Raw genomic sequence first — 24,850 nt, forward strand, 5'->3', positions numbered from 1 at the left:
TGCCGTCCTCGGCTCCCCGTCGGGGGCCGATATGCGGGATCATGTCCGCATGACCGAGGTGTCCTCCCTCACAGGGCGGCTGCTCGTGGCCACCCCCGCCCTCGCGGACCCGAACTTCGACCGCGCGGTCGTGCTGCTGCTCGACCACGACGAGCAGGGCTCGCTCGGCGTCGTCCTCAACCGGCCCACCCCGGTGGGCGTCGTCGACATCCTGCTGCCCTGGGCGCCGTTGGCCGGCGACCCCGGGGTGGTGTTCCAGGGCGGCCCGGTGGGGCTGGACTCCGCCCTCGGGATCGCCGTGATCCCGGGCGAGGAAGGGCCGCTGGGGTGGCGCCGGGTGCACGGGGCGATCGGGCTCGTCGACCTGGAGACCCCGCCGGAGCTGCTGGCCGCCGCCCTGGGCTCGCTGCGGATCTTCGCCGGCTACTCCGGATGGGGCCCCGGCCAGCTGGAGATCGAGCTGGGCGAGGGCGCCTGGTACGTGGTGGACTCCGAACCCGGCGACGTGTCCTCCCCGGACCCCGAACGGCTCTGGCGGGCGGTGCTGCGGCGCCAGCGCAGCGACCTCGCGATGGTCGCCACCTATCCGGACGACCCGTCGCTCAACTGACCCGGGCGAGGGTCGGTACCCTGGATTTCATGAGCACTCTTGAGCCCGAGCGCGGGACTGGTACGGGGACCCTCGTAGAGCCGACGCCGCAGGTGTCCCACGGCGACGGCGACCACGAGCGCTTCGCCCACTACGTCCAGAAGGACAAGATCATGGCGAGCGCGCTCGACGGCACCCCCGTCGTCGCGCTGTGCGGCAAGGTCTGGGTCCCGGGTCGCGACCCGAAGAAGTACCCGGTCTGCCCCATGTGCAAGGAGATCTACGAATCCATGGGCGCCGGCGGCGACAAGGACAAGGGCGGCAAGGACAAGTAGCCCGCCGCCCCCGCAGGACCCCTCCGCGCCGTCCGCGCGCGGCGGGTCCGGGGCGGGCGCGGACGCAGGCCCCCGGGTGCGCCACGGCGCTTCCGGGGGCCTGCGCCGTACCCGTAGGGTCGGCCCGACCGGCGCTGCGCGCAGCGGGTGTTGCGCGGAGCGCGACGCGCTGTCGCGAAGGGCCGACCATGGACCTGATCCCCGCACCCCGCCGTGCCGAGTTCCGCGCGGAGGGGCCGCGCCTGGCGCTGGGTCCCGATACGGCGCTGGCCGCCGGGCCCGGGACCGAGGGAGTGGCCCGCTGGCTGCGCCGGGAGCTGGGGGCCGCCACCGGGTTCGCCTTCCCGGACGCGGCGCCGGGCGCACGGGGCGACGTACGGCTCGCGCTGGACGAGGGCCTGGCCGGCGAGGAGTACCGGCTCACGACCGGTCAGGACGGGGCCGAGCTGACGGGCGGGTCGGCGGCCGGGGTGTTCTGGGCCGCCCAGACGCTGCGTCAGCTCCTCGGCCCCGACGCCTACCGGCGGGCGCCGCTGCCGGGGCGGGTGTGGGAACTGCCCCACGGGGCGGTGGAGGACGGCCCCCGGTTCGGATGGCGCGGGATGATGCTCGACGTCGCCCGGCACTTCATGCCCAAGGACGGCGTGCTGCGCTACATAGACCTGCTCGCGGCGCACAAGCTGAACGTCCTGCACCTGCACCTGACCGACGACCAGGGCTGGCGGGTGGAGATCGAGCGCTACCCGCGGCTCACCGGGGTGGGCGCGTGGCGGCCGCGCAGCCGGTGGGGCCACCGCGCCTCGCCGCTGTGGAACGAGACCCCGCACGGCGGCCACTACACCCGCGACGACATCCGCGAGATCGTCGCGTACGCGGGGCAGCGCCACGTGCGGGTGGTGCCCGAGATCGACGTACCCGGGCATTCGCAGGCGGCCATCGCCGCGTACCCCGAGCTCGGCAACACCGACGTCGTGGACACGGCCGCGCTGGGCGTGTGGGACGACTGGGGCGTCAGCGAGAACGTGCTGGCCCCCTCCGAGGACGTACTGCGCTTCTACGAAGGGGTTTTCGAGGAGCTGCTGGAGCTCTTCCCGGTGGAGGTCTCGCCGTTCGTGCACGTGGGCGGCGACGAGTGCCCCAAGGCGCAGTGGCGTGCCTCCCCGGCCGCGCAGCGGCGGATCGCGGAGTTGGGGCTCGACGGGGAGGACGGCCTCCAGTCCTGGTTCATCCGGCACTTCGACCGCTGGCTCGCCGAACGCGGCCGGCGCCTGATCGGGTGGGACGAGATCCTGGAGGGCGGCCTCGCGCCCGGCGCGGCCGTCTCCTCCTGGCGCGGTTACGCGGGCGGCGTCGCCGCGGCCGAGGCGGGCCACGACGTGGTGATGTGCCCCGAACAGCAGGTGTACTTGGACCACCGTCAGGCGGCCGGCCCCGATGAGCCCGTGCCGATCGGGTACGTGCGGACCCTGGCCGACGTGTACCGCTTCGAGCCGGTTCCGCCGGGCCTGTCGCCCGGGGCGGCGGCGCACGTGCTGGGCGCGCAGGCCAACGTGTGGACCGAGGTGATGGAGGACCAGAGCCGCGTCGACTACCAGGTGTTCCCCCGGCTGGCCGCCTTCGCGGAGGTGGTGTGGTCGCGGCTGCCCGAGCCGGCGGCGCGGGACCTGCCGGGCTTCGAAGCGCGGATGGCCGGGCACTACGCGCGGCTGGACGCACTCGGCGTCGACTACCGGCCGCCCGGCGGCCCGTTGCCCCGGCAGCGGCGCCCGGGCGTGCTGGGGCGGCCGATCGCGGGGGAGCCCCCGAACGTGTGACTCGGGCAACCGGTCGGCCGCGGGGTGCCGGACGGGACGGTTCGCAGTCATTCGCAATCGTTCCGGCCTGTTCGGAAACCTTAAGGGGTTTGTCGGAATTATTTCCGGATTCGGTCGAAACCAGGCGGAAGCGGGGGACTTGACCACCCAGGGCGGGAGCGGCGGGCGCGCGGGTGGTGCAGGGGCGACCCTCGCGCCGGGAGACCCGGAAGATGTGCCAGAGTTGCCACGTCCCGGCGGTGAGCACGTACCGTACGGCGGACAGGCGTGAGCGCCGGGACCGGGACATCGGGAAGGGGCAGCTGGGTTGACCACGCACGCACCGCATGCACTGCACGCACCGCATTCACCTCAGGGGCCTCAGGGGCCTCAGGCGGTGCAGTCCGTCACGCTGCCGGCCTCGCTCGACGAGGCCGTGGCGGCACTCACCGCCATGCCCGCCGCCGTGCCCGTGGCCGGTGGCACCGACCTGATGGCCGCCGTCAACGCGGGCCTGCTGCGCCCCGCCGCGCTCGTCGGCCTCGGCCGGATCAACGAGATCCGCGGCTGGCAGTACCAGGACGGCCACGCGCTGCTCGGCGCCGGCCTCACCCACGCACGGATGGGTCGGCCGGATTTCGCCGCCCTGATCCCGGCCCTGGCGGCCGCCGCGCGGGCCGCCGGACCGCCGCAGATCCGCAACGCGGGCACCCTCGGCGGCAACATCGCCTCGGCCGCGCCGACCGGTGACGCGCTGCCCGTCCTCGCGGCCCTGGAGGCGGTCCTCGTCATCGTCGGCCCCGCCGGACTCGGTGAATCAGGAGTGGCCCGGCGCGAGATCCCGGTCTCCCACCTGCTGGCGGGCCGCGAGATGCTGCGGCCGGGCGAACTGATCGGCTTCGTGCGGGTGCCGCTGCTGCACGCGCCGCAGGTGTTCTTGAAGGCGACCGGGCGTACGGGCCCGGGGCGCGCGGTGGCGTCCGTGGGGCTCGTACTGGACCCCGCGCGCCGGGGCGTGCGCTGCGCGATCGGTGCGGTCGCGCCGATGCCGCTGCGGCCGCTGGAGGCCGAGCAGTGGGTGGCCTCCCTGATCGACTGGGACGGCGAACGCGGCCTGGCCCCCGAGGCGCTGGAGGCGTTCGGCGAGTACGTCGCCGCCGCCTGCGTGCCCGACCAGGGGGAACCGGTGGCCGCCGGGGTACTGCATTTGCGGCGGACGGTGGCCGTACTGGCACGGAGGGCCCTGGGGAGGGCGCTGAGCTCATGAGTGGGAACGAGAACGTGAGCGGAACCAACGGGGGTGTGGGCCCCGCGGACGCCGCGGGCCACACCGGGGCCGGCTGGGGCTGGGAGCCGGTGCCGCAGGGCGGCGAGTACGACTCCGAGGCCACGGCCTTCGTGAAGCTGCCGCAGGACATGCTGGACGCGCTCGACGGCGGGGAGCCGCTGGCGGCGCCCGGGCACGGGTACGTGCCGCCGCCGATGATCGTGCCCCTGGGCTCGGCCAGTGCGGATCCCACGGCCACCGGCACCTGGACGATGCCCGTGCCGTGGCCCGAGGCGGGCGGCCCCGGCGGTGGCGGCGGTGCCACTACCGCCGCGGCCGCCGCTCCGGCGCGCGGGCCGATCCCCGCGTCGATCCCCCTCCCGGCCTCCGTGGCGGCGGCCTTCGCCGACGCCGCGCAGGACGGGGCGGGGCGGGACGGGGCGGGGCCCGGGCAGGACGCCGCGCACCGGAGCGACCCGGGGGCCACGGCCGAGTGGCGCTTCCCCGAGGCGACGCAGACCGAGGCGGCGCAGACCGAGGCGGCGCAGGCCACCGGGCAGTGGACGTTCGGGACCGGTACGGCGGCCGCCGACTGGAGCCAGGCTCCCGCGACCCTGCCGGGCGGCGCCGCAGCGCCCTGGGCGACGCCGGCGTACGACAACTCCCTGAGCTCGGGCGTACTGCCGGGCGCGGAAGACGCAGGCGCGGCCGCGGGGGCTGCGGCCGGCCCGGGAGCTTCGGGGCGCGGTCCCCGGGTGCTGGGCGGGCCCGGCGTGGGCACGCCGCTGCCGGTGTCGGCGCAGCTGGGCGAGCCGGAGCGGGAGCCCGAGCCCGCGGTGTACGCGGCCCCGGACATCGAGGCGGCCCACGGGGCGGCGCGGATGCCGGTCGAGGAGGAACGGCCGCGTCCGGTGGGCGCGGAGCCGGGGCCCGGGGACGGGCACGGGTTCGAGGACGGGCACGGGTTCGGGCCCGGGGACGGGCCTGGGTTCGGGGACGGGCCTGGGTTCGGCGCGCCGGTGGCCGGGGCCGGGCCGGATGCTGCGGAGGCCGGTGCGCAGACCCCTGCGGAGGCCGTTGCCGAGCCGGAGCGGGGGCAGGAGCCGGAGCCGGAGCCGGAGCCCGAGGCCGGGTTCGGTGTGCCGGGGTACGAGCCGGAGACCGGGCACGAGCCGGAGACCGGGCACGGGTCGGGCGGGGCCGGGCAGGAGCCGGCCGGCGAAGCCACCGGGGCGTTCACGCCGGGGGCGGGAAGCGCCGACAGCGGCGAGGCACTGCCGGGTGCGGGTACCACCGCAGGTTTCCCGGCCGGGGATGCGACGTACGACGAAACGCCCCTCGACGCCCCCGCCCCGCATCACGAGCACCCGCTCGCCTCCTACGTCCTGCGCGTCAACGGGGCCGACCGGCCCGTCACCGGTGCGTGGATCGGCGAATCGCTCCTGTACGTGCTGCGCGAGCGCCTCGGTCTGGCCGGTGCCAAGGACGGCTGCTCGCAGGGCGAGTGCGGGGCCTGCGCGGTGCAGGTCGACGGCCGGCTCGTCGCGTCCTGCCTGGTCCCCGCCGCGACGGCCGCGTCCAGCGAGGTCCGCACCGTCGAAGGACTCGCGACGGACGGGGAACTCTCGGACGTGCAGCAGGCGTTGTGCAGATCGGGCGCAGTGCAGTGCGGGTTCTGCGTGCCCGGCATGGCCATGACCATCCACGACCTGCTGGAAGGCAACCACGCCCCCAGCGAGCTGGAGACCCGGCAAGCCCTGTGCGGCAACCTGTGCCGCTGCTCGGGCTACAAGGGCGTCATCGAAGCGGTCCGCGACGTCGTGGCCGAACGCTCGGCCACCACCTCGTCCGCGGACGAACCCGCGGCCGGCGCGGAAGCGCGCATCCCGCACCAGGCCGCACCGGGCGAGGGCGGCATCCACCACAACGGAGGCATGGCGTGAGCGGGCACGACGCGGCCACGACCACCCTGATGGCGACGACCGTCCCGACCGCCGCCGGGGACTCGGAACCCGAAGTCCTGCGCGGGATCGGGGTCTCCGTCCCGTCCGCGCACGCCCGCGCCAAGACCGAGGGCACCTTCCCCTACGCCGCCGACCTGTGGGCCGAAGGCCTGCTCTGGGCCGCCGTGCTCCGCTCCCCGCACGCGCACGCCCGCATCCTCTCCATCGACACGACGGCCGCCGCGGCCATGCCCGGCGTGCGCGCCGTCGTCACCCACGCCGACGTCCCCGGCGCCACCACCCACGGCCGCCGGATCGCCGACCGGCCCGTCTTCGCCCACGACGTGGTCCGCCACCACGGCGAACCCATCGCCGCCGTCGCCGCCGACCACCCCGACACCGCCCGCCTCGCCGCGGCCGCCATCGCGGTCGAGTACGAGCTGCTGGACGCGGTGACCGACCCCGAGCAGTCGTTCGGGGCGCCCGCCCTGCACCCCGACGGCAACCTGATCCGGCACATCCCGCTGCGCTACGGCGACCCGGAGGCCACCGGCGAGGTGGTCGTCGAGGGCCTGTACCGGATCGGCCGCCAGGACCCCGCGCCCATCGGCGCCGAGGCGGGGCTTGCCGTCCCGCGGCCCGACGGGGGCGTGGAGATCTACACCGCCTCCACCGACCCGCACACCGACCGCGACCTGGCGGCGGCCTGCTTCGGTCTGGAGCCGGACCGGGTGCGGATCGTCGTCACCGGCGTCCCGGGCGCGACGGCCGACCGCGAGGACCCCGCCTTCCAGCTCCCGCTCGGGCTCCTCGCCCTGCGCACGGGCTGCCCGGTGAAGCTCGCCGCCACCCGCGAGGAGTCCTTCCTCGGCCACGCCCACCGCCACCCGACGCTGCTGCGCTACCGCCACCACGCGGACGCGGAGGGCCGGCTGGTCAAGGTCGAGGCCCAGATCCTGATGGACGCCGGCGCCTACGCCGACGCCTCCGCGGAGTCCCTCGCGGCGGCGGTGGCCTTCGCGTGCGGCCCGTACGTGGTGCCGCACGCCTTCGTGGAGGGCTGGGCGGTACGCACCAACAACCCGCCTTCCGGCCACGTGCGCGGCGAGGGCGCGATGCAGGTGTGCGCCGCGTACGAGGGCCAGATGGACAAGCTGGCGGCCGCGCTCGGCATCGACGGCGCGGAGATCCGGATGCGCAACGTGCTGGCCACGGGCGACCTGCTCCCCACGGGCCAGACGGTGACCTGCCCCGCCCCGGTGGCCGAACTCCTGCGCGCCGTACGCGACGTGGAACTCCCCTCCCTCCCGATGGACACCCCGCAGGAGGAGTGGCTGCTGCCGGGCGGCCCGGAGGGCGCGGGCGAGCCGGGCGCGGTGCGGCGCGGGGTCGGATACGGCGTGGGCATGGTGCACATGCTCGGCGCCGAGGGGACCGACGAGGTCTCCACCGCCACGGTGAAGGTCGTGGACGGCGCGGCCACCGTCATCTGCGCGGCCGTCGACACCGGCCAGGGCTTCTCGACGCTCGCCCGCCAGATCGTCCAGGAGGTCCTGGGCGTGGACGAGGTGGTCACGGCCCCGGTCGACACCGACCAGCCGCCGGCCGGCCCGGCGGCGCACGGCCGCCACACGTGGGTGTCCGGGGGCGCGGTCGAGCGGGCCGCGAAGATGGTCCGCACGCAGCTCCTCCAGCCGATGGCCCACAAGCTGGGCATGTCGACGGAGCTCCTCCAGATCCAGGACGGCCGGATCACCTCGTACGACGGCGCGTTCTCCACCACGGTGGCGGAGGCGATGGCGGGCAAGGAACTCTGGGCGACGGCCCAGTGCCGCCCCCACCCGACCGAACCCCTGGACGCGGACGGCCAGGGGGACGCCTTCGTCGGCCTCGCCTTCTGCGCGATCCGCGCGGTGGTGGACGTCGACGTGGAACTCGGCTCGGTGCGCGTGGTCGAACTGGCCGTCGCGCAGGACGTGGGCCGGATCCTGAACCCCGCCCAGCTGGAAGCCCGCATCGAAGCGGGAGTCACGCAGGGCGTGGGCGCGGCGCTGACCGAAAACCTCCGCTCGGTGGCGGGGGTGATCCGCCACCCCGACCTGACGGGCTACGCGCTGCCGACCTCGCTGGACGCCCCGGTGGTGCGGATCGTCAAGCTGGTCGAAGAGCGGGACGTGGTGGCCCCGTTCGGCGCGAAGGCGGCGAGCGCGGTCCCGGTGGTGACGACCCCGTCGGCGATCGCCTCGGCGGTCCGCGCGGCAACGGGCCGTCCGGTGAACAGGCTCCCGATCCGGCCATCGGCGGCGGTGGCGGCGCCGAACTCGTGACGGTCTGACGGGGGTTGACCCTTGCGTTCGCCCCAACCCTGTGCTTGGGGGTGTCGGTGCCGGTCGCTAGAGTGATCGGCACGAGGGCGCACGTACGCGTGCGAACGGGGACGGGGACAACGGGGAGTCGGGGAGGCCATCGTGGCGGAGGAGAACGGCGGACTGGCAGGCATCGTCGGCGCGAGCAACGGCGTGGCGGACGCGATCATGCGCCAGGCGAAGGCGCTGGAAGTCGAGTACGAAACGCTGAACGGCTTCAAGAAGCTGGTCGATGCCCAGCTCAAGAAGCTCGACGGTTCCCAGGCGGCCCCGGACAAGCTCCAGGACGGCACGCTGCCCGCGGGAACGCTGGGCACCGGGTTCGCGGAGGCGGACGCGCTGTTCAAGGCGTACGGGACCGTGCACACGCAGCTGACGACCCTGTCGAAGGGCCTGGCGGACCAGATCGAGGGTCTCGGTATCGCGATCCTCACGGGCGGCAAGGGCTTCGCGGACGTGGACGAGGAGACGCGGCAGCGGATGCTGGCGATCGCGCAGCGGGCGAAGGAGCACTACGTCCGCGAGCGCGATCCCTCGGCCGACCAGCCGCAGCAGCAGCCGCAGGGCGGCCAGACACCCACGCCGGCGCCGAGCAAGACGGAGGTCGATTACTGATGGTGACGAGCTTCGACGGCTACACCCACGAACAGCTGATGGCGATGATCGCCTCGATCAAGCCGGAGGTGGTCCGTGCCCGGGCGACCCAGCTTGAGGAAGCTGCCGTCGCGATCAAGGAGATCGGCGAGAACCTCAAGAACCACAAGGTGTCGGGGTGGGAGGGCGAGACTGCGACGACCTACCAGAACTGGGTGAACTCGGCGGGCAATGCGACGCTGCGTCTGGCGGACTACAGCAAGGACGCCTCGAAGTGGATGACGATCGCGGCGCAGCACATGTACGAGGCCCAGAGCACGCCGGGCGTCGACACGTCGGCCAAGGAGAACCTGGCGGCCGCGCGCAAGTTCCACAACGACCCGGACTCGGCGAAGATCGGCTCACTGGCGGCGCAGAAACTGGAGGCGGACCGCCTCCAGGCGGTGCAGCAGCTGAAGAAGCTGGCGGAGTCGTACGACGAGTCGTCGCGCAACATGAACGCGGCGCCGGTCCCGACGTTTCCTCCGCCGCCGGCGAAGTTCGTGCCCGGCGGGGGCTATGCCTATAGCTCCTCGGACGTGGCGCGCCCGAGCGCAGAGTCCAGCGGTAGCTCCGGCGCGGGCGACGGTTCCGGGTACACGGCAGCGGCACCAGCCGACGGCGTAAGCGGAAGCAGGACCGCCTACCAGCCGCCCTCCGGATCGGAACTGCCCCCAACGGTGGCACCGACTCCGGCCAGCCCTCTGCCAGCTCCCGACCGCAACGTCAACGTCGACTTGAACACCGTCGGCACCCTTCCGCCTACGACTGCTCCTCCCACGGTCATCCTGCCCCCAGGTCCGGGACCGGTCACTTCTGGAGGCGGCCCCACCCCCATTCAGGTGGTTCCCCCGCTGACGCTTCCCCCGACCACCAGCTCGACGAAGCCGGTTGCTGGGGGCAGGTTCCCACGCCCCACCCTGCCTCCTGGCAAGGCCGCCGGGACCCCGGGACTGCCTCCGAGCGAGACCGGCATCGTCGGCGGCCGCCCGGTGACTCCTCGTGGACCGAGTGCTGGCATCCCGCGCGGTACGGTCATCGGTGCGGAGGGTCCCCAGACGGGACGAATGATGGGCGGTGGCGTTGGAGGCCCCCACGGCGGCCCCGGCTCGGTTGCGGGCCGACGACTCGCCATGGAGCCGGGCGGAGTGGTGGGCGGCCGTCAAACCGGGGTCGGTGGCCAGTCGGCCACGAGCGGTAGGCCGTTCACGCAGGGCGGTTCAGGCCTCGTACGGAACGGGATCTCAGGCGGCCCCGTCGGCGGTGCGGGCAGCCACACCCCGGGCAAGCGGCGCGACGGCCGCGGGGGCGAACGCCCCGACTACCTGGCTGAGGACGAAGAGACTTGGCAGGCAGATCGTCCTGTTGTGCCGCCAGTGATTGACTGAGCAGAACGGACATTGCACAGGATGCGCATGCGGAAGGCGACCTCAGCCCTGGTGGGTCTCCTGCTGGCCGGGGTCGCCGCGACCCCGGCCGAAGCGGAGACCGTTAGGTCTACGCAGTGGCATCTTGATGCCATGAAGGCTGATGACATCTGGACAATCAGTACGGGCAAGGGTGTCACCGTTGCGGTAATCGACACCGGGGTGAAGCCCATCCCTGAGCTTGATGGGCAGGTTCTGCCGGGCAAGAACTTCGCTTCCCCCAGCTACAAGGGTGACGAACGCACTGACCACAGCCATCACGGTACGGCCATTGCTGCGGTGATCGCGGGCAATGGCAAGGGTCCCGGCGGCGCGGACAGCGCATTTGGCTTGGCGCCCGGTGCGAATATTCTGCCTTTGCGGGTCGATTTCGGCGGCGACGGAACTGCCCCGTTTCGATCGATGATTCAAGCCATTCGCTTTGCCGCAGATTCGGACGCCAAGGTCATCAACGTTTCGGTGGGCGGGATCAATCAGAGTGACGAGCTGGACAGTGCCGTTAAGTACGCCGTGGACAAGGGCAAGCTGATCTTTGCCAGCGTCGGCAACGATGGCAATGAGGATGTCATCTGGCCGGCTGCGACGCCTGGAGTGGTGGGTGTTGGGGCGGTCGACGCCAAGGGTGTGGCACTGAAGGAGTCCCAGCACAATCGATACGTGGACGTCACGGCCCCCGGAAAAGACATCATCTCCGGTTGTGACGGTGGAACGGGTCTCTGTAAAAGCAGCGGAACAAGCGAGGCCACCGCCCTCGTCTCCGCCTCCGCGGCTCTCCTCTGGTCCATCCACCCTGACTGGAGCAACAACCAGATCCTCCGCGTCCTCCTGAACACCGCCGGAAAACCCAAGGACGGCGCTCAGCGCAACGACTACGTCGGCTACGGCCTCGTCAGGCCGAGGATCGCCGTGCCCACGCCCGGCGACCCCGGGCCGGCCGACGTGTACCCGCTGCCGGATCTCGCGGCAGCCGCTTCCCCCGCACCGGCCCCCGCCGCCCCCGGCGGCAAGGCCAGCCCCGCACCCAAACCCGAGGCCCAGAAGAGCGGCAGCGACAACGGCAGTGCCCTGCCCTGGATCGCCCTCGGGCTCGGGGCCTGCCTCATCATCGGCGGCGCCGTCACCGCGGTCGTCATCCAGCGCTCGCGACGCTGAGGATCCGGCCCCCGACTCCCCAAGGAGAGCTCGGCATGTCCTTCGACGAAGAGTGGGCCACCGCGTGGGCCCCCGCCGCGGCCAACGTGTCCATGCGGCTCAACCACGTACCCACCGAGCCCGGCAGCGGCCCCGGCGCCGGGGACCTGGAACTCAACCAGGACCACATCGGCGCCATCGGCACCGAAGCCTTCAAACTCCACGAGCGGCTGTCCACCGACGGCAAACACGCCGACACCTCCACCGCCACGGCCGCCGGCGCGCTGTCCAAGGAGGGCTTCGCCAGCGGGGCGGCCCTGCTCAAGGCCGCCCACCGCTGGGAGAGCCAGGTGGAGACCCTCGTCGCCGCCTGCGCGACCATCTCCAACGGCCTGAACTACTCCCTCTCCTCGCACAGCAAGGACGAGAAGCAGCTCTACGCCGAGTTCACCAGCTCCAAGATCGACGAGTACCTCAAGTAGTCCGCCCCGCATGCTGGAAGGCGACGTAGACCGTGTTGTCGTACGAGAACGTCCTGAACGCCCCCGTCGACCAGCTCGCGACCGCGATCGCCGACTGGGCAGCCATGGTCACCAAGCTGGACGAGCTTGCCGAGGCGGCCCGCAACGGCATGAAGGCCAAAGCCGGCAAAGCCGAGTGGCACGGGGTCACAGCGAGCGTGGGCCGGTCGTTCATCGACAAGACGGCCAAGGAGTTCGAAGACGCCGCGAAGGAGGCCAAGGGCATCCACCAGGCCCTCACCGAAGGCCACGCCACCTTCAAGTCCTCCCGCGAACAGCTGAAGAAGATCTCCGAGGAAGAGGCCCCCGCCGCCGGCTTCCGGGTGGACGGCAAAGGGAAGGTGTCGCCGGCACCCCTCTCCGAAGCCGAGCGGGGCGCGGCGCTGCACGACCCCGACTACCAGCAGTCCATCCGGGAGAACCAGCCACTCTGGCAGGCGAAGGTCGACGCGATCATCGACACCTGCGACGACGTCGACCAGTCGTTGTCCCGCCTGCTCAACGCGAACATCGCCGAGGACCACAACTTCAGCGGCCCCAAGTACGCCGACCTCACCGCCGAACAGGCCGGCCACGCCATCGACCTGGCGCACAAGGGCCGGAACCTCTCCCACGCCGAGCTGGTGGAACTCAACGAACTGCTGGCCGACAACTCGACCAAACCCGCGTTCTCGACCGCGTTCTACGGTGCTCTCGGCCCAAAGGGTTCACTCGAGTTCTACGGGCAGATGTCCACGGACACGTACGACTACGCGAAGCTGGACGCGCAACGCCTCAAGGACGTCCAGGAGCTCCAGCGGAACCTGGGCCTGAACCTCGCGACGGCCACGCAGTCCAAGTCGGATCCCCACCTGCCCGACAGCTACGCGCTGGAGTTGCGCAAGCTCGGTACCGAGCGGATCCCACTGGCGAGGTACGACCAGAACCCGCCCTTCGGCTACCAGTTGCTCGGCGGCATCATGCGGTACGGGAACTACGACCCCAAGTTCCTGCTGCCGATCGCCGAGCACGCGACCCAGATCCACGCCAAGGACCCCGACTTCTTCAACCAGTCGCGGCAGCTCAACGGCTACGGCAAGAACATGCTCAACCCGTCGGGCATCAACGGCGCGGGCTACGACCCGGTGACGAGCTTCCTGGAGTCGCTGGGCCACAGCCCCGACGCCGCGTCCCAGTTCTTCGACCCGGAACGCGAACCGCACGCCTACAACCAGGACGGCACGGAGAAGCCGGGACACCCGAACCTGGGCACGGGAGCGGACAAGAAGCCGATCGGGAACTACCTCGACTACTTCGGCAACGCGAAGTACGCCCCCACGATCGACATGGAGGGCTTCAACCCCGATGACCTCCCCAAGGTCCAGAAGTACATGCCGGACGCCCTGGGGCACGCCCTCGAAGCCGCCACCCTCGGCCACGCCTGGGACGACCCTCAGCCGGCCCTCCACCGCAGCGACGCGGGCGCGCGCATCATGCACGATGCCGTGCTCAAGTACGGCGGAGACGCCGAACTGCTCAAGAAGCAAGAGACCCTCGCCGACAGCCTCGGACGTATGGGCGCGGGGTACATCGACGATCTCAACCACGGGTTGCGCGGCAAATCGCCGGATAGCGTGTTCGAGTCGAATGGCAAGGGACACGTGACGTTTGAACCGGAAGAGGCCCGGAAATTCCTGAGCAGCCTCGGTCAGTACCCGGACTCCTACCTCACGATGTCCCGTGCCGAGTCGGTCTTCTCGGCCGCGATGCTGGAAGCCCAGGTGAGCCCGGACGGCACGCTCAACCAGAGCAGTCTTGAGGAGATCGCCCGTACGGGGGGCGAGTTCCAGGGGGCGCTGGACGAGTCCCGCGCGAAGCAGATCCAGCAAGACGCCGACAAGTGGAACGAGGACTACGAGAGGGCTTTGGAGAAGCGGTCCGGCTGGGTGGAGTTCGCTGCGACCGGCGCGATCGCTGCCGGCGTCGCCTTCCTCCCGGCTACGGCGGCCGCAGCCGGCGCGGCGGCCGTTCTGGTGCCACTTGGGGTCGACCTGGGCACTGGGGCGCTGGAGCAGGTGGCCGGAGACCTCGTGGGTGACTGGTCCCACGACGAGAACGAGCGGCAGAAGAACCTCCACGACGGCAAGGCCCATGACGCCAAGGCGAGCGTGTACAGCCAGGGCGAGGCCTCGGCATCCGGGCCGGTTGAGCACTTCCTCGAACGGCACCCGGTGGGTCCCTCGGACCCGTTGGACGAGCGGCTCCGCCAGGCTCTTCTGACCGGATACAACAGCGGGTGGGCGAACGAACAGCACATGGGCAATGAGCCTGTGAAGCCGAAGAAGGCGGGCGAATGACCAGGCCCGGCTTGAAGATCCACGTACTTGCGGGCTTGCTTGTCATAGGGGTGCTCGTCTCCGGGTGCAGTGGTGGTGAGGACACGGACACGGGGCCGAGCGAGGTATTCGCCGCTGATGTCTGTTCCGAGGGGCTGCTCAGCCCGGATGCCGTGCGTGCTCTGGAACTCCTGACCGGAGGGGCCACACCGTTCAAGCCGCCCAAGAACGTCGGGGACGTGGCGTGGGTGGCAGGCGTTCTGGAGCGGGGTTACGCAAAAATCGGCGCGTCGCTCGGGGGCACAGTGTGCAGGGCTACTCCGGCTGACCGCATGAACTATCACGACCTTTCCGTGTCGTTCGAGATCGAGCACGAGTCAACGCGGATGGGCGAGCACACAGAGAGCGGCAAGGGCTACTACTGGGAGTACGACCTGGGCCGCAACGCCCTGGTCCTTCCTGACAACGGGCGGCTCTACTTCGACTGCGCGAGTGACCGGCTCGCGGGACCGGACAAATCCGTGCCGATCAAAGCGCGTGTCAGTCTCCGACAGGCGCCCACCGACGTCGACCCCCGCGCGCTGCGCGAGGCGAACCTCACCATCCTCCACTCCGCCGCCCGGGCGCTGGCCAAGGAGATGGGCTGCAAGAACAACGGGAACCTGCCCGAGCAGCTGGTGATCAAGGAGAAGGCCGCGCCCACGCGGTAGCACCCACGCACGCAGCGGCCGCCCAGGGAGCCGCCCTGGGCGGCCGTCAGTTCGATTGGCGCTGTGACTGCGGACGTTCAGGGAAGGGCGATCAGATCCGGCGCTGCGCCGTTACGCTGCGATGACCATGCAGGTGCTGGGGGACCGGAGGGGCGATGCAGGCCGGCGACATCAAGCTGGGGAAGGTTTTCGCGAACGACCACCAGAGCGTGATCCCCATCTTCCAGAGGCCCTATGTATGGGATCAGGAGGACAACTGGGAACCCTTGTGGATGGACGTCCGGACGGCGGCGGAGGAAGTGGAGGCGGAGACAGAGCCCCAGAGCGGTACGGGGCAGTCGAAGCCGCGCACCTACTTCCTGGGCGCCGTGGTCGTACAGGAGCGGTACCGGCCGCCTCGGCGCCTCGGTTCGTCCCACATCATCGACGGCCAGCAGCGGATGACCACGCTGCAGATCCTCTTCGCGGCAGCTCGGGCTGTCGCCCACGACATTGCCGCCGACAGCGTCGTCGGGCGCTTCACGAGTCTGCTGGAGAACCGGGCGGAGACGGTTCACGAGGCGTTCCCGGACGACCGCTACAAGGTCTGGCCGCTCCCGCAGGACCGTGCGGCATTCCTCTGGGCCGTACGCGGGAGCGACGACGACAGTACTGCGGCTGCCCCCGACCACCGGCTGGTCCGTGCCCGCGTGTGGTTCCAGCAGGAGATCGGCGACTGGGCCAAGGCATCGCCCAACCCGGTCCAGCGGCTCGACGACTTGTTCTACACGCTTCAAGAGCGCATGCAGCTCGTCGAGATCGTCTTGGACGCGGGTGACGACCCGCAGGTGATCTTCGAGGCGCTGAACCACCGTGGTGTCCGCCTCGACGCGGCGGACCTCGTGAAGAACCTTCTTTTTCAGACCGTCGAGTCGCAGGGGGAGCACCAGCACTCTGAAGAGCTGTTGATGAACGCCTGGCTGCCTCTGGATGCCGAACCTTGGCGCGGTCAGGTCACCACGGGACGCATCAGGCGTGCCCTGATCGACTTGCTCCTGGCTTATTGGCTGACTGTTCAAAAGCGTCAAGACATCCTTGTGGAACATCTGTTCGCCGACTTCAAGAAGTGGCTGCCGGAGAGTGGCCGGCAGGCTTCGGACGTAATTCGGGACATCAGGCATTATGCCGAGACGTATCAACGGGTGCGAGAATTTCCGCTGACTGATGCCACCGGCCGATTGCTCGACCGCATGCAGGCCATGACGACGACGCCGTGGCCGGTGCTGCTCTATCTGCACGCGACAGATGACGTGCCGAACGACCAGCGAGAGATCGCGGCCCGTGCCATCGACTCCTTTCTCATGCGGCGAGCCGTGTGTCTGATGACGACGAAGGACTACAACCGACTCTTTGTCCAGGTACTGGCCGATGCTCGGCAGAGCGATCCCGCTCGGGCAGGTCACGCCGTCGTGCGCAGCCTGTGGAATCAAACGGCCGACGCCCGGCTGTGGCCTGACGACCGGACGTTCCTTACCGGCCTGGTCGCAAACGATCTCTACCGTCGTTCCTACCGTGCCCGGTTGAAGGCTCTGCTGGTCGGACTGGAGAATCACCTGCGGACGCCGAAGACCGAGCACGCGCCGGCACTTTCGAGTGCGGACCCCCGGCTGAACATTGAGCACGTTCTGCCACAGAAATGGGAGACGCACTGGCCGCTGAACGACGGTGAGAGCGAGGAGAGCTTGAAGAAACGGCATGAGGCGGTCCATCAGCTCGGCAATCTCACGCTCACCACCACGAAGCTCAACCCGTCGTTGAGTAACCGCGAATGGCCTCATAAAAAGGACAGCCTGGGTGCTCACAGCCTTTTGCGGCTGACGACCTCATCAGTGCTCTCCGCGCCGGAGGGGGTTCGGGACAAGTGGAGCAACGAGCGTTGGGTCGAATGCTGGGACGAGGACCGGATTCAGCTGCGCACTTCATGGCTCGCCCGCATCGCCCTACAGGCATGGCCGAAGCCCAAGGGCGACAGCGACTGACGAAGTGGGCCGAGCTGCGTCCCACGGGCCGCGCCTGGTGGCGGGCTTCGGCTCGGCCGGGTGGCTCGGTGCTCGGCGACAGGTGTCGCCGTCGCCCCCCTTACCTGCGGTGCGGGGCGCCACGCTGAGACGGGAACCGAGACGGACAGCGCGAAGGGCGGCACCCCGCCGGGGTGCCGCCCTTCCGTTTTTCCTGGTCAGACAGATAGAAGCCGTGACCGGAATCGAACCGGCGTAACTCGCTTTGCAGGCGAGTCCCTCAACCACTCGGGCACACGGCTGGGTGGTGGTGACGGGTCGACCGTACGAGGGGGTGGGGGAGGCGGGGAAGAGGGCGGGCGGGGGTGCCATGGGACTGTCATGCTGCGTTCACAAGGGGCCGGGGGCGTAGGTCTGGGGGCGGAGCGGGGATCGGTCCAAAAGACAGGGGCGAGAGCCGGGGACGCGCCTTACTCTGGGGCGATGAGCGTCCTGAAACCCCGTGTGTCGCAGAAGGCAGGTGCCGCCGTTCCCCCGGAGCCCGAGGGCGGGGTGCTCGCGCCGCCGTACCGGGCGCTGAGCATCGGGATGGTCTCCGTCATCTTCCTGATCGCCTTCGAGGCGACCGCCGTGGGCACGGCGATGCCGGTCGCCGCACGCGAGCTGGACGGGGTCGGGCTCTACGCCTTCGCCTTCTCCGCCTACTTCACGACCAGCCTCTTCGGCATGGTGCTGGCCGGCCAGTGGGCCGACCTGCAGGGTCCGCTGCGGCCGCTCGCCGTCGGGATCGGGGCCTTCGCCGCCGGGCTGGTGGTGTCGGGGACCGCCGGCGTGATGGGGGTGTTCCTGATCGGGCGAGCGGTGCAGGGGCTCGGGGGCGGGCTGGTGATCGTCGCCCTGTACGTCGTCGTCAGCCGGGCCTACGAGGAGCGGCTGCGGCCCGCCATCATGGCCGCCTTCGCCGCGAGCTGGGTCGTGCCGTCGATCGTGGGCCCGCTGGCGGCCGGCACGGTGACCGAGCGGCTCGGGTGGCGCTGGGTGTTCCTGGCGATTCCCGCGCTGGTCGTCGTACCGCTGGTCGTGGCCCTGCCGGCGATCCGCCGGACCGCGGGCGGCCCCGTGCGGACGGCGGACGGCCCCGAGCCGTTCGACCGCCGCCGGATCCGGCTCGCGCTCGGGATCTCGACGGGCGCGGGCCTGCTCCAGTACGCCGCCCAGGACCTGCGGTGGCTGTCGCTGCTGCCGGGCGCGGCGGGCGCGGCCCTGCTGGTGCCGGCGGTGCTGGGGTTGTTGCCGCGCGGGACGTACCGGGCGCGGCGCGGGCTGCCTGCGGTGGTGCTGCTGCGCGGGGTCGCGGCGGGGGCGTTCATCGCGGCGGAGAGCTTCGTACCGCTGATGCTGGTCACCCAGCGGGGGCTGAGCCCGACGATGGCCGGGTTCTCGCTGGCGCTGGGCGGGCTGACGTGGGCGGTCGGGTCGTGGGTGCAGTCCAAGGGGCGGGTGGAGCCGTACCGGGAGCGGCTGATGGTGGCCGGGATGGTGATGGTGGCAGTGGCCATCGCGACGGCGCCGGCCGTGCTGGTCCCGTGGGTCCCGGTGTGGACGCCGGCGCTGGCCTGGGGCCTGGGGTGCTTCGGGATGGGCCTGGTCATCGGCCCGACGGGCGTGCTGTTGATGAGGCTGTCCCCGCCCGAGGAGGCCGGCGCCAACTCCGCCGCGCTGCAGATCTCCGACGGGCTGGCGAACGTGGTGCTGCTGGCGGCGGGCGGGGCGGCGTTCGCCGCGCTGGGCGGGGGAGCGGTGGGGGCCGGGCACGACCTCGCGGGCGGGGTGACCGTCTCGCACCCCGCCGCCTTCGTGGCCGTCTTCCTGCCGATGGCCGTCGTGGCGCTGGTCGGGGCGTGGGTCGCCACCCGGCTGGACCCGGTGCCGGAAGGCGCATGACACCGGCCGGCCTGACGCACTACCCGAGGCCGCCCCTGACGTACCACCCGAGGCCGCCCCTGACGTACTGCCGGCGCTTCGTGCCCGACGTGTGCCAGGGGTCCCGCGACGTCCCCGGGACCGCGGCGCGGTCGCCGAGGTCCGCCGGCCGACTCGGCGTGTGACGCTCGCCGCACCCGGCGAGGTCGCGGGCCTGTCCCTCTCCGGGGGGCGGGCCCGCACCGGTAGGGTGGCCCGGTTGTCCTACGTACGACTGCCGAGAGCGACGAACCGGAGACCGTGACTACTACCGCCTCCCACCACCTCTCACCCGCCTTCCCCGGCCGTGCGCCGTGGGGTACCGCCAGCAAGCTGCGTGCCTGGCAGGAGAGTGCGCTGGGCCGATACCTGGAGACCCAGCCGCGCGACTTCCTCGCCGTCGCGACCCCCGGCGCGGGCAAGACCACCTTCGCGCTGACGCTGGCCTCCTGGCTGCTGCACCACCACGTCGTCCAGCAGGTGACCGTCGTCGCACCGACCGAGCACCTCAAGAAGCAGTGGGCCGAGGCCGCCGCCCGGATAGGCATCCGGCTCGACCCGGAGTACTCCGCAGGGCCGCTGAGCAAGGACTACCACGGCGTCGCCGTCACCTACGCCGGTGTCGGCGTACGCCCGATGCTGCACCGCAACCGGTGCGAGCAGCGCAAGACCCTCGTGATCCTCGACGAGATCCACCACGCGGGCGACTCCAAGTCCTGGGGCGAGGCGTGCCTGGAGGCGTTCGACCCGGCCACCCGCCGGCTCGCGCTGACCGGTACGCCCTTCCGGTCCGACACCAACCCGATCCCGTTCGTGACGTACGAGGAGGGCAACGACGGCATCCGGCGGTCCTCCGCCGACTACACCTACGGGTACGGGAACGCGCTCGGCGACGGCGTGGTCCGGCCGGTCATCTTCCTCTCCTACAGCGGCAACATGCGCTGGCGCACCAAGGCGGGCGACGAGATCGCCGCGCGCCTCGGCGAGCCGATGACCAAGGACGCCGTCTCGCAGGCCTGGCGCACCGCGCTGGACCCGCGCGGCGACTGGATGCCGAACGTGCTGCGCGCCGCCGACCAGCGGCTGACGGAGGTCAGGAAGGGCATCCCGGACGCGGGTGGTCTCGTCATCGCCTCCGACCAGGACTCGGCGCGCGCGTACGCCAAGCTGATCCGGGAGATCACCGGGACCAAGCCGACCGTCGTGCTGTCCGACGACACCGGGGCGTCGAAGCGGATCGACGATTTCAGCGCGGGCGACGACCGCTGGATGGTCGCGGTCCGGATGGTGTCCGAAGGCGTCGACGTACCGCGCCTGGCGGTCGGGGTGTACGCCACCACCATTTCGACCCCGCTGTTCTTCGCGCAGGCCGTCGGGCGTTTCGTGCGTTCGCGCAGGCGCGGCGAGACCGCTTCCGTGTTCCTTCCGACGATTCCGTACCTGCTCGGATTCGCCAATGAGATGGAAGTCGAGCGGGACCACGTTCTCGACAAACCGAAGAAAAAGGGCGAGGAAGACCCTTATGCCGAGTCCGAGAAGGAAATGGACGAGGCGAACAAACTGGAGGACGAGGACACCGGCGAGGACGAGCAGATGTCCTTCGAGGCGCTGGAGTCCGACGCCGTCTTCGACCGGGTGCTCTACGACGGTGCCGAATTCGGCATGCAGGCCCACCCCGGCAGCGAGGAGGAGCAGGACTACCTCGGCATCCCCGGACTGCTGGAGCCCGACCAGGTGCAGATGCTGCTCCAGAAGCGGCAGTCGCGGCAGATCGCGCACAGCCGGCGCAAGCCGGACGCGGACGCGGACCTGCTGGAGCTGCCCGCCGACCGGCGTCCGGTGGTTTCGCACAAGGAACTGCTGGAGCTGCGCAAGTCGCTCAATACGATGGTCGGCGCGTACGTCCACCAGAGCGGCAAACCGCACGGGGTGATCCACACGGAGCTGCGCCGGGTGTGCGGCGGGCCGCCGAGCGCCGAGGCGACGGCGGGTCAGCTGCGGGAGCGCATCAAGAAGGTGCAGGAGTGGGCCACCCGGATGCGGTGACCCGGCGCTGATAAAGCACTTTCGTGTACCGGGGCATCACGAATTGACACACGCGTCAGAAAAAAACGGAACAAACCGGCGGTAGGCGCCCGGATTCTGGACGAGGCCTTCCGCTGAGCGGACCTGCTCGCTACTGTCCCCGAAACGAACGCCCCGTGGCAGCGCCGCCGCGGGAGCGCAGCCGGAGCCATGCCATGGCCGCAACCGGCGGCCTCTCCGTGCGTCGCCGAGGGACCGGCAGCGCTCCACCCCGCGAGAGTCACCGCCGCCCAGTGAAAGAGGGAGAGGCGTCGTGACTGCGGAAACCTCCCAGACCCTCGACCGAGGGCTCAGAGTTCTCAAGCTGCTCGCGGACACCGACCACGGTCTGACCGTCACCGAGCTCTCCAACCGTCTCGGTGTCAACCGCACCGTCGTCTACCGTCTGCTCGCCACGCTCGAACAGCACGCCCTGGTCCGCCGTGACCTCGGCGGCCGGGCCCGGGTCGGGCTCGGCGTGCTCCGGCTGGGGCGCCAGGTCCACCCGCTCGTCCGCGAGGCGGCCCTGCCCGCGCTGCGCTCCCTCGCCGAGGACATCGGGGCGACCGCGCACCTGACCCTCGTCGACGGCACCGAGGCGCTCGCGGTGGCGGTCGTCGAGCCGACCTGGACCGACTACCACGTGGCCTACCGGGCCGGCTTCCGCCACCCGCTGGACCGCGGGGCCGCAGGCCGGGCCATCCTGGCCGCCCGTCAGGGCTCGCTCACCGACCCCGGGTACACCCTGACCCACGGCGAACTGGAAGCGGGCGCCAGCGGTGCCGCCGCGCCCCTCGTCGGGATCACCGGGCTGGAGGGCAGCGTCGGAGTCGTCATGCTGGCCGACGCCGTGCCCGAGCGGGTGGGCCCGCGCGTGGTCGACGCGGCCCGCGAGGTCGCCGACGCCCTGCGCTGAGGGCCGCCCGGCCTCCGCGTCCCGGTCCGCCGGGGCGCGGCTGCGGCATGCGCCCGGGCAGGCGCTCCGTGCCGCCCGCACCGGCCCGATAGATTGACCGGGTGCTCTCTCGCCTCACACGTCTGCCGCGTCCCGCCGCCCTGGCCGTCTGCGCCCTGCCCGTGCTCGGGCTGTTCGCCGCGGCGGCCTTCGCGCCGCTGCCCTTCGTGATCGCCCAGCCAGGGCTCACCGCCGACGTGCTCGGTGCCCGCGACGGCAAGCCCGTCATCGCCGTCACGGGCGCCCCGACCCGCGAGACCAAGGGCCAGCTGCGGATGACCACCATCCAGGCCACCGGCCCCTCCTCGACGGTGCGGCTGCCCGAACTCCTCGCCCGGTGGTTCGACAGCACCCGGGCCGTCATGCCCCGGGAGTCCGTCTACCCGTCCGGCGGAAGCGACAAGGAGATCGAGGCGCACAACCTGGAGGAAATGGCCAAGTCCCAGTCGACCGCCTCCCAGGCCGCCCTCGGGTTCCTGCACAAGGACCCCGCGACGGTGAAGGCCGAACTCAACCTCGCCGACGTCGGCGGCCCCAGCGCCGGGCTGCTGTTCTCCCTCGGCATCGTCGACAAGCTCGACGGCGACGGCAGCGGCGGCGACCTGACCGGAGGGCGTGTCATCGCCGGTACGGGGACCATCACCGCCGGGGGTGAGGTCGGCGCGGTCGGCGGCGTCGCACTCAAGACGCAGGCGGCAAGACGGGACGGGGCGAGCGTGTTCCTCGTCCCGAAGGCCGAGTGCTCCGACGCCCGCTCCGAACTCCCCGAGGGGCTCCGGCTGATCCCCGTCACTTCGCTGACGGGTGCGGTGGACGCCCTTCGTGCGCTGAACCGGGGGGAGCAGGTTCCGTCCTGCTGACGGACCCGGTCCGGCCGGCCTGTACCTGCGGGCCGGCGGGTGACGGCCGGCCGGCCCGCGCCGGCGGGCCGTCCATGCCGCGCCAGGCCGGGAACACCAGGGGGCTCAGCGTCGCCAGCAGGTAGACGCCGCCGAAGGCGAGGAGCGCCGTGGTGGCGCCGAACCCGCCGACCAGCAGGCCCGCCGCGAGACCGCCCAGCGGCATCGTCAGCTCGCAGCCGGCCGTGCTCACCCCGGCGACCCGGCTGCGCAGCGCGTCCGGCACGTGCTCGTAGACGACCGTGGACAGGATCGGGTTGAGCATGCCCGCCCCGAGTCCGGACAGGGCCATCGTCACCGCGAGCGGCAGCGGGGTACCGGTGAGGGCGGCCACCACGTACCGGGGCGCCCCGCACAGCAGGAACGCCACCGCGAACACCGTCCTGCGGTTCAGCCGCTGGCCCCACGCCCCGTACAGCAGGGCGCCGAGCAGCGCGCAGCCGCCGAAGAGGGACACCATCAGGCCGAGCGCGGCGGGGCCGCCGAGGGCCTCGCTGCCGTGCACGGGCAGCAGCACCGAAGACCAGCCCTGGTCCAGGCCGTTGGTCGTCATCACCATCGCGGTGATGACGAGCAGCAGCCGCGACCGGGTCAGGAAGGCCCAGCCTTCGGCGAGCTCGGCCCGGTAGCCCGCGAAGGAGATCCTCCCTGCGGCGCGGTGCGGTTCGGCCGCCGGGACCCCGCGCAGGAACGCGGTGACCAGCAGCGCCGACGCGCCGAAGGTGGCGGCGTCCACCAGCAGGATGGACTCGGTCCCGAACGCGGCGATCAGTACCCCGGCCAGCGCGGCCCCGATCATGCGGGCCCCGCGCGAAACCCCGTCGTAGAGGCTGGCCGCGCGGGCGAGGGTGGTCCCGGCGTGCTCGGCGAGGTCCGGGAGCAGGACGCCGCGGGCGGTCAGGCCCGGGGTGTGCACGAGGCCGCCGAGGGCCATCAGGGCGCACAGCATCCAGAACTCCAGCATCCCCGCGTAGTGCAGCAGCGGGATCGCGGCCACGGACAGGGCGCAGACCAGGTCGGAGACGGCGGAGACCCGCCGCCTCCCGATCCGGTCGATGACGGGGCCGCCGACGAGGGCCGCCACGACGACGGGCAGCGTGGCGCAGAAGGCGACGACCCCGGCCCGGCCGGCGCTGCCCGTGGTCTGGAGCACGAACCACGGAACGCCGATGAGGGTGAGGGAACTCCCGGCTATGGAGATCGTGTTGGCGGCCAGTACCGCCGCGAAGGGGCGCCTGCTCATGCCGTGCGCCGGGTGTGGTCGCCTTCACGCGGGAAGGTGTGCGTGTGGATGCGGACCGGCTGACGGCCCTCCGCGGGCGGCAGGTCGCGGTAGCTGTTGACCAGGTCGTGCATCTTGTGGATCAGCTCCAGGGCCTGTTCGGCCGTCAGGTGCAGCGTGAAGTCGCTGAGGTCGGAGCCGCGCCGCCACTCGGCCGGCCACGTGTCGGCCTTGGCGAGCCAGGAGTTGACCTCCTGCGCGTGGGTCGTCGCGATCTGCTGCAGGAAGAAGTCCGCCGCGCCGCGGGTTGCCGGGTCGTCGTCGTAGAGCAGCGACTCGTCGAACCGCGTGCCGTCGTGGGAGGCCTTCCACCACCGCTCGCGGCCCTTGCCGTGCCCGGGCGCGTCCTCGACGAACCCGTAGGCGGCGAGCTGGCGCAGGTGGTAGCTGGTGGCGCCGCTGGACTCGCCGAGCCGTTCGGCCAGTTGTGAGGCGGTGGCGGGTCCCTCGTGGCGCAGCGCGGCCAGCAGGCGCATGCGCAGCGGGTGGGCGAGCCCGCGCAGCGAGCGGGCGTCGAGGGTGCGGAGCTGGGGCTGGGGGACTTCCGGTGTCTCGGGCACGACCCCACAGTAGAGTTGCAAAGATTCCTATGCAAGGGTTTCTTTGCAACTCGCTCGTGGTCAACTCCCGTCGTGGACAGGGCTCGTCGCGAGCAGGGCCC

Annotated in this window: 19 protein-coding genes and 1 tRNA gene; 17 read left to right on the top strand and 3 right to left on the bottom strand. The window is 71.6% G+C overall.

The annotated features are described in order from the left end of the window. Positions 1-49: 49 nt before the first annotated feature. The 13 genes from OG861_RS19545 (at position 50) to OG861_RS19605 (ending at position 17,048) form a co-directional block, all read left to right on the top strand. On the top strand, positions 50-610 hold the full coding sequence (locus OG861_RS19545) for a YqgE/AlgH family protein (RefSeq protein WP_329195617.1): 561 nt from the start codon (positions 50-52) through the stop codon (positions 608-610). 29 nt (positions 611-639) lie between these two features. Beyond that, on the top strand, positions 640-924 hold the full coding sequence (locus tag OG861_RS19550) for a DUF3039 domain-containing protein (protein ID WP_007264396.1): 285 nt from the start codon (positions 640-642) through the stop codon (positions 922-924). 188 nt (positions 925-1,112) lie between these two features. Continuing rightward, positions 1,113-2,738: a beta-N-acetylhexosaminidase gene (locus OG861_RS19555; RefSeq protein WP_329195615.1), complete on the top strand. Its 1,626-nt coding sequence runs from the start codon at positions 1,113-1,115 to the stop codon at positions 2,736-2,738. Between the two features lie 307 nt (positions 2,739-3,045). Further along, complete coding sequence (locus OG861_RS19560; RefSeq protein ID WP_443056520.1) at positions 3,046-3,984, top strand: FAD binding domain-containing protein; 939 nt, start codon at positions 3,046-3,048, stop codon at positions 3,982-3,984. Continuing rightward, complete coding sequence (locus OG861_RS19565; RefSeq protein ID WP_329195613.1) at positions 3,981-5,927, top strand: 2Fe-2S iron-sulfur cluster-binding protein; 1,947 nt, start codon at positions 3,981-3,983, stop codon at positions 5,925-5,927. Before OG861_RS19560 ends, OG861_RS19565 begins: the two co-directional genes overlap by 4 nt. Positions 5,928-5,956: 29 nt before the next feature. Then, a complete protein-coding gene (locus OG861_RS19570; RefSeq protein ID WP_329202220.1) occupies positions 5,957-8,254 on the top strand; it encodes a xanthine dehydrogenase family protein molybdopterin-binding subunit in 2,298 nt (765 codons plus the stop codon). A gap of 141 nt (positions 8,255-8,395) precedes the next feature. Next, complete coding sequence (locus OG861_RS19575) at positions 8,396-8,908, top strand: DUF2563 family protein (protein WP_329195611.1); 513 nt, start codon at positions 8,396-8,398, stop codon at positions 8,906-8,908. Further along, positions 8,908-10,314, top strand: a complete 1,407-nt coding sequence (locus OG861_RS19580; protein ID WP_329195609.1) for a WXG100 family type VII secretion target — start codon at positions 8,908-8,910, stop codon at positions 10,312-10,314. The genes OG861_RS19575 and OG861_RS19580 overlap by 1 nt, the downstream gene beginning before the upstream one ends. 21 nt (positions 10,315-10,335) lie before the next feature. Then, positions 10,336-11,505 (top strand): type VII secretion-associated serine protease mycosin, encoded by a 1,170-nt coding sequence (mycP, locus tag OG861_RS19585; RefSeq protein ID WP_329195607.1) that lies wholly within the window; start codon positions 10,336-10,338, stop codon positions 11,503-11,505. 35 nt (positions 11,506-11,540) lie between these two features. Continuing rightward, positions 11,541-11,966: a hypothetical protein gene (locus OG861_RS19590; RefSeq protein ID WP_330261824.1), complete on the top strand. Its 426-nt coding sequence runs from the start codon at positions 11,541-11,543 to the stop codon at positions 11,964-11,966. 32 nt (positions 11,967-11,998) lie between these two features. After that, entirely contained in the window at positions 11,999-14,341 is a 2,343-nt protein-coding gene (locus OG861_RS19595) for a hypothetical protein (protein ID WP_329195604.1), read from the top strand. Further along, entirely contained in the window at positions 14,338-15,030 is a 693-nt protein-coding gene (locus OG861_RS19600; RefSeq protein WP_330261825.1) for a hypothetical protein, read from the top strand. Before OG861_RS19595 ends, OG861_RS19600 begins: the two co-directional genes overlap by 4 nt. Positions 15,031-15,185: 155 nt before the next feature. Next, complete coding sequence (locus OG861_RS19605; protein WP_329195600.1) at positions 15,186-17,048, top strand: DUF262 domain-containing protein; 1,863 nt, start codon at positions 15,186-15,188, stop codon at positions 17,046-17,048. Positions 17,049-17,257: 209 nt separating this feature from the next. Here OG861_RS19605 and OG861_RS19610 read toward each other — a convergent pair. Next, positions 17,258-17,329 (bottom strand) — tRNA-Cys (locus tag OG861_RS19610). Between the two features lie 181 nt (positions 17,330-17,510). On the opposite strand from OG861_RS19610, the gene OG861_RS19615 reads away from it, so the two are divergent. The 4 genes from OG861_RS19615 (at position 17,511) to OG861_RS19630 (ending at position 22,868) form a co-directional block, all read left to right on the top strand. Beyond that, entirely contained in the window at positions 17,511-18,971 is a 1,461-nt protein-coding gene (locus OG861_RS19615; protein WP_329195598.1) for an MFS transporter, read from the top strand. Positions 18,972-19,250: 279 nt separating this feature from the next. Beyond that, complete coding sequence (locus tag OG861_RS19620) at positions 19,251-21,035, top strand: DEAD/DEAH box helicase (protein ID WP_329195596.1); 1,785 nt, start codon at positions 19,251-19,253, stop codon at positions 21,033-21,035. 292 nt (positions 21,036-21,327) lie between these two features. After that, positions 21,328-21,969 carry an IclR family transcriptional regulator gene (locus OG861_RS19625; RefSeq protein WP_329195594.1) on the top strand — a complete coding sequence of 214 codons (642 nt, stop codon included), beginning with the start codon at positions 21,328-21,330 and terminating at the stop codon, positions 21,967-21,969. A gap of 101 nt (positions 21,970-22,070) precedes the next feature. After that, positions 22,071-22,868, top strand: a complete 798-nt coding sequence (locus OG861_RS19630) for a S16 family serine protease (RefSeq protein ID WP_329195592.1) — start codon at positions 22,071-22,073, stop codon at positions 22,866-22,868. Here OG861_RS19630 and OG861_RS19635 read toward each other — a convergent pair. Both OG861_RS19635 and OG861_RS19640 read right to left on the bottom strand, forming a co-directional pair. After that, complete coding sequence (locus OG861_RS19635; RefSeq protein WP_329195589.1) at positions 22,798-24,150, bottom strand: MFS transporter; 1,353 nt, start codon at positions 24,148-24,150, stop codon at positions 22,798-22,800. The genes OG861_RS19630 and OG861_RS19635 overlap by 71 nt on opposite strands. Next, positions 24,147-24,749, bottom strand: a complete 603-nt coding sequence (locus tag OG861_RS19640; RefSeq protein ID WP_329195587.1) for an ArsR/SmtB family transcription factor — start codon at positions 24,747-24,749, stop codon at positions 24,147-24,149. Before OG861_RS19640 ends, OG861_RS19635 begins: the two co-directional genes overlap by 4 nt. Between the last annotated feature and the right edge of the window lie 101 nt (positions 24,750-24,850).

Source organism: Streptomyces sp. NBC_00539, from assembly GCF_036346105.1.
Lineage (GTDB): Bacteria > Actinomycetota > Actinomycetes > Streptomycetales > Streptomycetaceae > Streptomyces.